Source organism: Synechocystis salina LEGE 00031 (assembly GCF_015207985.1).
Lineage (GTDB): Bacteria > Cyanobacteriota > Cyanobacteriia > Cyanobacteriales > Microcystaceae > Synechocystis > Synechocystis salina.
In genome coordinates this window covers 1-7,299 of the sequence record NZ_JADEVV010000090.1, presented here as the reverse complement: position 1 = coordinate 7,299, position 7,299 = coordinate 1, and the positions used below count along the sequence as shown (strand labels likewise).

Annotated in this window: 9 protein-coding genes; 8 read left to right on the top strand and 1 reads right to left on the bottom strand. The window is 50.6% G+C overall.

Annotated features, from left to right (window positions below):
• On the bottom strand, positions 1–694 hold a 694-nt coding region (locus tag IQ217_RS18370), incomplete at its 3' end, for a GTPase family protein (protein ID WP_228025795.1).
• 209 nt (positions 695–903) lie between these two features.
• On the opposite strand from IQ217_RS18370, the gene IQ217_RS18365 reads away from it, so the two are divergent.
• The 8 genes from IQ217_RS18365 (at position 904) to IQ217_RS18330 (ending at position 7,068) form a co-directional block, all read left to right on the top strand.
• Positions 904–1,410: an ATP synthase subunit I gene (locus IQ217_RS18365; protein ID WP_199309720.1), complete on the top strand. Its 507-nt coding sequence runs from the start codon at positions 904–906 to the stop codon at positions 1,408–1,410.
• A gap of 68 nt (positions 1,411–1,478) precedes the next feature.
• On the top strand, positions 1,479–2,309 hold the full coding sequence (gene atpB / locus IQ217_RS18360; RefSeq protein ID WP_199309721.1) for a F0F1 ATP synthase subunit A: 831 nt from the start codon (positions 1,479–1,481) through the stop codon (positions 2,307–2,309).
• Positions 2,310–2,502: 193 nt separating this feature from the next.
• The gene (gene atpE, locus IQ217_RS18355) at positions 2,503–2,748 is read left to right on the top strand and encodes an ATP synthase F0 subunit C (protein ID WP_010871369.1); all 246 of its coding nucleotides are present in this window, start codon (positions 2,503–2,505) and stop codon (positions 2,746–2,748) included.
• A 116-nt stretch (positions 2,749–2,864) separates the two neighbouring features.
• On the top strand, positions 2,865–3,296 hold the full coding sequence (locus tag IQ217_RS18350; protein WP_194021342.1) for a F0F1 ATP synthase subunit B': 432 nt from the start codon (positions 2,865–2,867) through the stop codon (positions 3,294–3,296).
• A gap of 25 nt (positions 3,297–3,321) precedes the next feature.
• Positions 3,322–3,861, top strand: coding sequence for a F0F1 ATP synthase subunit B (locus IQ217_RS18345; RefSeq protein WP_194021340.1), 540 nt, complete (start codon positions 3,322–3,324; stop codon positions 3,859–3,861).
• A complete protein-coding gene (gene atpH, locus IQ217_RS18340) occupies positions 3,861–4,418 on the top strand; it encodes an ATP synthase F1 subunit delta (RefSeq protein WP_194021338.1) in 558 nt (185 codons plus the stop codon). Before IQ217_RS18345 ends, atpH begins: the two co-directional genes overlap by 1 nt.
• A 62-nt stretch (positions 4,419–4,480) precedes the next feature.
• The gene (gene atpA, locus IQ217_RS18335) at positions 4,481–5,992 is read left to right on the top strand and encodes a F0F1 ATP synthase subunit alpha (protein WP_190598593.1); all 1,512 of its coding nucleotides are present in this window, start codon (positions 4,481–4,483) and stop codon (positions 5,990–5,992) included.
• A gap of 131 nt (positions 5,993–6,123) precedes the next feature.
• Positions 6,124–7,068: a F0F1 ATP synthase subunit gamma gene (locus IQ217_RS18330; protein WP_190598594.1), complete on the top strand. Its 945-nt coding sequence runs from the start codon at positions 6,124–6,126 to the stop codon at positions 7,066–7,068.
• Positions 7,069–7,299: the final 231 nt, after the last annotated feature.

The window sequence follows — 7,299 nt, the reverse complement described above, 5'->3', positions numbered from 1 at the left end:
GACAGTCGCTGGGGTGGGGGTAAATTTCATGGAGACAGGTCACCACCAACAGGCAGGGAATTTGGGGATAGGCGGTTTTTAAATCCTCAATAATTTGCCGGAGGGTGTCGGTGGCAAAATCGGTAATTTTGACAGTAAGCAGTAAAATTTTCGCCGCTGGATTAACCTCCTGCGGGTCGGCCAGTTCGGTCTTGAGCTCTTCAATTAAAGATTGGGTGTCGTGGCCCAAATCCCCCAAACCAACGGTGTCGGTGAAAATTAACAGGGGAAGCTCTGGCGAAGGGTAGGCATAGCGGGCGGTGTTTTGGGTGTGGGGCTGGAAACCTTGGCCGACTATGGCAGCGGAGGCCCCGGTTAATCCCCTTACCAAAGAGCTTTTCCCGGATTGAGGTTTGCCAATAAGCAAGGCTTCCGTGGTGGGTAGTTCCTGACGCAATTGGGCCAAGATGTCGGCAATTTCGGCTTCATCCACCCAAAGGCGGTCTAGGAGCTTTTTTTTCCAATATTCCAGGGGCAGGAGGTTTTGCAGATGCTGACGGGTGTTTTGCCACCATGTATGAATTGGCCAAGTTTGCTCTGCTTGGTCGGACGGAGCTAGGGGGTGATTGGGATGGGTAATAATTTCCTGGTCAATTTCGTCCAGGTTTTTGGCTTCGTTGACCTCGGGCTGGGGAGAATTGGGGGGAAGAACCATGGCCGCTGGGGAAAAATGCTACACAGGATGGGGTAACTGGCGGGCCTCGGACAACGGCCAGAATCAGCTACCTAGGTGATCTTGGCAATTTTCTGCGGCGATCGCCAGGGGGATTGCCGTCCTTGCTGGGGGTCTAGACAAAAAACAAAAAACTAAGAATCGGTTGCGACAGCGTGATATGATCGCTTCTGGCTTAGGGTAGGTGGTCCTTGATTACCAAGGAAGACCATTGCCCAAACTCCATTTCTCACCTTGCTAGTAGTCAGAGTGTGACACCGCCAACTCCATCGTCCGAGGGTCAAAATTTCCCCAGTGCTCCTGCCCCGAAGCTTATGGAAGCGGAAACGGTAGTGGATAACGGAATGGCTGACTTTTACCGGTTGCAACGGCAGTTGTTGACCTGGACCCTGGTGGCTACGGCGATAATTTTTGTCTGTGTTGTCTGGGCCTATTCCCTCAATATAGCTTTAAATTATTTGCTCGGAGCACTGGTGGGACTGATATATCTCAAGCTATTGGCAAAAGATGTGGAAAGGATCGGAACCCAGTCTGGGCGGGCTGGGGTGAAAGGTTTAGCAGTTTTTGTTGGGCTGATCATCATCGCCACCCAAAGGGAAAGCCTCGAGGTTTTACCTATTTTTCTGGGATTCCTAACCTATAAAGCTGCGATCATTTTCTATATGCTGCAAAGCGTGTTTACGCCCACAGCGGATTAGATGATGAGAGGTTGAAGAAAGGTCTGGGCTATGGACTAGCTTAGTCCCAGGGTAGTATCTCCTAGTTTATGCAAGGGAGCCTTTCCTGGTTGCTAAGGTTTGTTGAGTGCCAACAGCTTTCCTCTTTACCCCGTCAATCTCACCGAATAACAATGTTAGCTGGTTTGAGTGTTTTAAATTTGTTTCCTCTAGCTGCCCTGGAAGTGGGTCAGCAGTGGTATTGGGAAATTGGGAACCTCAAATTACACGGGCAAACATTTGCAACCTCTTGGTTTGTCATTTTATTGCTGGTAATTGCTTCCCTCGCGGCTACGCGAAATGTGCAACGGGTTCCCAGCGGCATCCAAAACCTCATGGAATATGTGCTGGAGTTCCTCCGGGATCTGGCACGGAACCAACTGGGGGAAAAGGAATACCGCCCTTGGCTACCGTTTATCGGCACATTGTTTCTGTTTATTTTTGTATCTAACTGGTCCGGGGCTCTATTACCCTGGAAGCTAATTCACATCCCCGATGGAGCAGAATTGGCGGCCCCCACCAACGATATCAATACAACTGTTGCCCTGGCGTTGCTTACCTCCTTGGCCTACTTCTATGCAGGTCTCAGGAAGAAGGGGTTGGGGTATTTCGCCAACTATGTGCAACCCATTCCCGTTCTTTTACCCATCAAGATTTTAGAAGACTTCACTAAGCCCCTTTCCCTGAGCTTCCGTTTATTTGGTAACATCCTTGCGGACGAGTTGGTGGTGGCAGTGCTTGTACTGCTTGTGCCTTTACTTGTACCTTTACCCCTGATGGCATTGGGTTTATTCACCAGTGCGATCCAGGCCTTGGTGTTTGCCACTTTAGCCGGAGCCTATATCCATGAGGCGATCGAGTCTGAAGGTGAGGAGCATTAGCCCTCCGGTGTAAGATCTCTACGGCCATGGTGGTTTGACCCCTTGCGGTTGACCTGCCCTGCCCTATGCTTGCCTGGGCCCATGCTCACCCCAGGAGTTGTCCGTTTCCCCAGGTCTATTTTTAATCTGGTGGAAATTTACTCCGAAAATCCTAAACTTTACTGTCGTTTTGTTAGCTAAAAGGAAAAAAATTATGGATTCTACCGTTGCTGCCGCTTCTGTCATTGCCGCTGCCCTTGCTGTTGGTTTAGGAGCGATCGGTCCTGGTATTGGTCAAGGTAATGCTTCTGGCCAAGCCGTGTCCGGTATTGCTCGCCAACCCGAAGCTGAAGGAAAAATTCGGGGTACTTTGCTGTTGACCCTGGCATTCATGGAATCCTTGACAATTTACGGTCTGGTTATCGCCCTCGTATTGTTGTTCGCCAACCCCTTCGCGTAAGGACGGATTCGTAGCCCGAGACGTGAGTTGATCGCGTCTCCTCACCCCGCCAATCCGCTATTCGTTGGGTTTGTGGGGATTATTCCGCTAATCCCTGACCTAGTTTTTGTAAAACAATGTTTGATTTTGATGCCACCCTGCCCCTGATGGCATTGCAGTTCGTGGTTCTCGCGTTCCTGCTCAATGCCATTTTCTACAAGCCGATGAATAAGGTTTTGGATGAACGGGCTGATTACATTCGCACCAATGAAGAGGATGCCCGGGAGCGGTTAGCCAGGGCCAAGGCGATTACCCAGGAGTATGAGCAACAGATTACCGATGCCCGTCGGCAGTCCCAGGCTGTGATCGCTGATGCCCAAGCGGAAGCTAGGCGTTTGGCGGCGGAAAAGATTGCGGAGGCCCAACGGGAATCCCAACGACAAAAGGAAACGGCGGCGCAGGAAATCGAGGCCCAACGGCAGTCGGCTCTGAGTTCTTTGGAACAGGAGGTGGCGGGCCTGAGTGATCAGATTTTGCACAAATTGTTAGGCCCTGAATTGATTAAATAAGTGCCCTATAGACTTAGTTGCCATTATGCTTAATACCTTGTTCATCCTAGCGGCCGAAGCCCATGCGGCGGGGGAAGGGGGGTTCGGAATCAATTTAGATTTTTTGGAAGCCAACCTCTTTAACCTGGCCATTTTGCTGGGAATTATTATTTACTATGCGCCGAAAACCTTGGGTAAAATCCTTGGCGATCGCCGTCAAAAAATTGCCGATGCCATTGAAGAGGCTGAAACTCGCCAACGCAAATCTGCCCAGATTTTAGCGGAGGAAGAGAAAAAATTGGCCCAAGCTAAGGTCGAGGCCGCCCGCATTGTCCAGGACGCGGGTCAAAGGGCAGAGGTGGCTAAACAAGAAATTGCAGCCCAGACGGAAACCGACCTACGCCGGATGCAAGAAACAGCGGCTCAGGATTTGGGTGCCGAGCAGGACCGGGTCATTGCGGAATTAAAGCGCCGCATCGCTGAACAGGCAGTGGCCAAGGCCGAAGCTGACCTGCGCGATCGCCTCAATGAGGATACCCAGGATCGGTTAATCGAACGCAGTATTGCCCAATTGGGAGGTCGTTAATGAAAAGTTCTATGTACAGCAGTAAAATCGCTGAACCCTATGCCCAGGCATTGATGGGACTGGCCCAACAGCAAAACCTTACGGAGGCTTTTGGTGAAGACCTGCGCTCCATTTTGGCTCTACTGAAGGAATCTCTGGATTTAGCCGCCGCCCTTTCTAGCCCGGTGGTCAAGGACGAAGATAAAAAATCTGTGCTGCGTTCTGTGATGGGAGAAGGGGGCAATGGCTACCTGATCAACTTCTTGATGTTGTTGGTGGATAAACGCCGGATCATTTTCCTCGAAGCCATTTGCGAGCAATACCTGGTCCTGTTTCGACAGTTCACCAATACGGTGTTAGCCGAAGTGACCTCCGCCCTCAAGCTCACCGATGCCCAAAAGGATCAGGTGAAAGAGAAAGTTAAACAACTTACCGGGGCCCAGTCGGTGGAATTGGTAACCAAAATCGATGGAGATATTCTGGGGGGCATTGTCATCAAAGTCGGTTCCCAGGTGTTCGATTCCAGTTTACGAGGTCAACTCCGCCGGGTTGGTCTGAGTCTCGGGACCACCCTCTAGCTAGTTAATTTCCGTCGCCCAGCGACGCTTTATATTCACTTTTTCAACGGAAAATTAAGACTATGGTAAGCATTAGACCCGACGAGATTAGCAGTATCATCCGCCAGCAAATCGAGTCCTATGATCAGAGTGTGCAGGTGTCCAATGTGGGCACGGTGCTTCAAGTAGGGGATGGTACCGCCCGGATTTATGGTCTGGAACAGGTAATGTCCCAGGAGTTACTGGAGTTTGAAGACGGCACCATTGGTATTGCCCTCAACCTGGAAGAAGATAACGTCGGTGCAGTGTTAATGGGAGATGGCATCAATATTCAAGAAGGCAGTACCGTTAAAACCACCGGCCAGATTGCCCAAATTCCCGTAGGGGATGCCATGGTGGGTCGGGTTGTGGATTCCCTCGGTCGTCCCATCGACGGTAAGGGTCCCATTACTTCCTCTGCTACCCGTTTGTTGGAATCTCCGGCCCCTGGGATTATTGAACGGAAATCCGTTTGTGAGCCCATGCAAACCGGCATTACCGCCATCGACGCCATGATTCCCATTGGTCGGGGTCAGCGGGAATTGATCATTGGGGACCGTAAAACCGGTAAAACGGCGATCGCCATTGACACCATCATTAACCAGAAGTCCGAAGACGTGGTTTGCGTTTACGTGGCGATTGGTCAAAAGGCTTCCACCGTAGCCCAAATCATCGATACCCTGACCGACAAAGGGGCCATGGATTACACCATTGTGGTAGCCGCTAATGCCAACGACCCCGCCACTTTGCAATATTTGGCCCCCTACACCGGTGCCACCTTGGCGGAACACTTCATGTATCAAGGCAAAAGCACCTTGGTAATCTATGACGATTTGACCAAACAAGCCCAGGCTTACCGGCAAATGTCCCTGTTGATGCGTCGTCCCCCCGGTCGGGAAGCTTACCCCGGTGACGTTTTCTACATCCACTCCCGTTTGTTGGAGCGGGCCGCTAAATTGAGTGATGCCCTGGGTGGTGGCAGCATGACCGCCCTGCCCGTGATTGAAACCCAAGCCGGGGACGTATCTGCTTATATTCCCACCAACGTAATTTCCATTACCGACGGTCAAATTTTCCTTTCCACCGACCTGTTCAACGCTGGTTTCCGTCCTGCCATTAATGCTGGTATTTCGGTAAGTCGGGTAGGTTCCGCCGCCCAAACCAAAGCCATGAAAAAAGTGGCTGGTAAATTGAAACTAGAATTGGCCCAGTTTGCTGAACTAGAAGCCTTTTCCCAATTTGCTTCTGATTTGGATGCCGCCACCCAAGCCCAATTGGCCCGGGGTCAACGGTTACGCCAACTGCTGAAACAGCCGGAAAATTCTCCCTTGTCCGTGTGGGAACAGGTGGCCATCAGCTACGCTGGTTTGAATGGTTACATTGACACCATCCCCGTGGAAAAAGTGACGGAATTTGCCCAAGGTCTGCGGGATTACCTCAAGGCCAACAAAGCCAAGTACGTGGAAATTATCGGTAGCCAAAAGGCTCTCACCGAAGAAGCGGAAACTTTGTTGAAAGAAGGGATTAAAGAATTCACCCAAGGTTTTGCCGCCTAATCAATGCCCAAGTCGGTGAGTTGGGGGGAAGGGTCTGGGCCGAGCTCGACTTTTCCCGACCCCTGATTTTAGGGATCCACATTTAGGCTCCAGAACAATTAAAAAGATAAATTTAACGGGTGTAACGTCCTATGCCTAACCTCAAAGCGATTCGTGACCGGATTCAGTCGGTCAAAAATACCAAAAAAATTACTGAAGCCATGCGCCTAGTGGCGGCCGCCAAAGTACGTCGAGCCCAGGAACAAGTACTTTCCACCAGGCCCTTTGCCGATGCCCTCGCCCAGGTGCTATACAATCTGCAAAACCGTCTTTCCTTTGCAGAAACAGAATTACCCTTATTTGAACAGCGGGAACCTAAAGCGGTGGCCCTCCTGGTGGTCACTGGCGATCGGGGGTTGTGCGGTGGTTATAACGTCAACGCCATTAAGCGGGCAGAGCAACGGGCCAAGGAATTAAAAAGCCAAGGCATTGCAGTCAAACTAGTGTTGGTGGGCAGTAAGGCCAAACAATATTTCGGCCGGCGGGATTACGCTGTGGCCGCCAGCTACGCCAACTTAGAACAAATTCCCAACGCTTCCGAAGCGGCTCAAATTGCCGATTCTCTGGTGGCTTTGTTTGTTTCCGAGGCAGTGGATCGGGTGGAGTTGATTTACACTCGGTTTGTTTCTTTGATTAGCTCCCAACCTGTGGTCCAAACCCTGTTTCCCCTCTCTCCCCAGGGATTGGAAGCCCCCGATGATGAAATTTTCCGGCTGATTACCAGGGGCGGTAAATTCCAGGTGGAAAGGGAAAAACTAGAATCTCCGGTGGAGAGTTTTCCCCAGGATATGATTTTTGAGCAGGATCCGGTGCAAATTCTCGAGGCTTTGTTGCCTCTTTACAATACCAACCAATTACTGCGGGCTCTGCAGGAATCGGCGGCCAGTGAGTTGGCGGCTCGGATGACGGCCATGAGTAATGCCAGTGACAATGCTGGACAGTTAATTGGCAGTTTGACCCTGTCCTATAACAAGGCTCGTCAGGCGGCCATTACCCAGGAATTGTTGGAGGTGGTAGCTGGGGCTAATTCCCTCTAACCCATTTAGTGATCTTTTTACACGGCTCCTGCCCTTCGGGGTGGGAGTTTTTCTGTTTCAAGGTCTTGGTTTCCCTCTATCCCTCTTCCATCAATCTAGGCAGATGAATGGCAGAATATGTCCCATGAATTGACCAAATATCTTAATCGATCTAGCTCATTAACTTTATTAAAAAGCTTGGTCAACTCATCTAAAACATGGGTAAATGAAAATACTTTTAACCAATTTTTG